Annotated in this window: 1 protein-coding gene; it reads right to left on the bottom strand. The window is 72.9% G+C overall.

Going from position 1 to position 575, the window contains the following annotated elements; all coding sequences use genetic code 11:
- Nucleotides 1–575 (bottom strand): histidine kinase (locus ACEN88_RS33785; protein WP_413346728.1); only part of this gene is annotated, 575 nt, incomplete at both ends.

The following is a 575-nucleotide window of genomic DNA, read 5'->3' as shown; positions in this document are numbered from 1 at the left end:
CCATGCCATGTCGCGCCTTCCTCGGGCAGGCCGCGGCCGTCGTCGCGCACTTCCAGCACGAGGCCGCCGGTGCGCACCGCGAGCCGCACGACGCACAGCGACGCGCCGCTGTGGCGGACCACGTTCGTCACGGCTTCCTGCACGACGCGGTAGACCGTCAGCGACAGCAGCTCGCCCACGTCCGGCAGCTGCATGGGCAGGTCGAGCTCGAAATCGATGTCCGTGTGGCGCGCGCGCCAGCCCAGCACCAGTTCGCGCAGGGTCTGCGCCAGGCCGGCCGCGTGCAGGCCGTGCGGGCGCAACGTCTTCAGCATCGCGCGCAACTGCTCGCCGCACGTGCGGATCTCGCGCCGCAGGTCCGTCGCGCATTCGGCCACCGCGTCGCGCGTCAGCATGTTCGCATGGCGCGCGAGGTGGGTCGCGGTGACGTTCAGCGCCGTCAGCGTCTGGCCCATCTCGTCGTGCAGCTCGCGCGCCAGCACGCGCCGTTCGTCTTCCTGCACCGTGATCAGCTGGCGCGCCAGCGCGTGCTGCGCGCCGCGCGCGTCGGCCAGCGTGCGCGCGAGGTGGGTGAT

Origin of the sequence: Massilia sp. CT11-108, from assembly GCF_047302915.1 — a bacterium.
Lineage (GTDB): Bacteria > Pseudomonadota > Gammaproteobacteria > Burkholderiales > Burkholderiaceae_D > Telluria > Telluria orientalis.
This window is presented reverse-complemented; position numbering and strand designations above follow the sequence as displayed.